4 tRNA genes are annotated in these 640 nt (G+C 46.1%); all 4 read right to left on the bottom strand.

Annotated elements, in window-relative coordinates:
- Positions 1–199: 199 nt before the first annotated feature.
- Positions 200–275, bottom strand: a tRNA-Ala gene (locus M3182_RS25550).
- 7 nt (positions 276–282) lie between these two features.
- Positions 283–359 (bottom strand) — tRNA-Pro (locus tag M3182_RS25555).
- Between the two features lie 11 nt (positions 360–370).
- Positions 371–447 (bottom strand) — tRNA-Arg (locus tag M3182_RS25560).
- Between the two features lie 66 nt (positions 448–513).
- Positions 514–602 (bottom strand) — tRNA-Leu (locus M3182_RS25565).
- Positions 603–640 lie beyond the last annotated feature (38 nt).

The raw sequence follows: 640 nt of genomic DNA on the forward strand, positions 1-640 counted from the left end.
GAGCCAGGATCAAACTCTCCAATAAAGAGTATGAGTTAAGCTCATAAAATAAAACGTTGGCTCATGTTCTTCATAAGAAGACATGATAATATTGTTTGTTGACGCTTGTTTGTTTAGTTTTCAAAGAACAATTTCATTTAACATTATCAGTCAGCTAAATTATAGTAACATAGTATCCCAATAAAGTCAAACATAAAAATGGTGGAGCCTAGCGGGATCGAACCGCTGACCTCCTGCGTGCAAAGCAGGCGCTCTCCCAGCTGAGCTAAGGCCCCAAACTAATGGTCGGGAAGACAGGATTCGAACCTGCGACCCCTTGGTCCCAAACCAAGTGCTCTACCAAGCTGAGCTACTTCCCGTTTTTAAAATATGGCGCGCCCGAAAGGAGTCGAACCCATAACCTTCTGATCCGTAGTCAGACGCTCTATCCAATTGAGCTACGGGCGCATAATGCTGTTTGGAACTCCCTTAAACAATTAAAGGAGCGTTATTTTCACTAGTGTGAAAAAATCTTGGTGCCGAGGACCGGAATCGAACCGGTACGGTAGTCACCTACCGCAGGATTTTAAGTCCTGTGCGTCTGCCAGTTCCGCCACCCCGGCAATTCAATGGAGCGGAAGACGGGATTCGAACCCGCGAC

This window comes from Mesobacillus maritimus (genome assembly GCF_023715205.1).
Lineage (GTDB): Bacteria > Bacillota > Bacilli > Bacillales > Cytobacillaceae > Mesobacillus_B > Mesobacillus_B maritimus_C.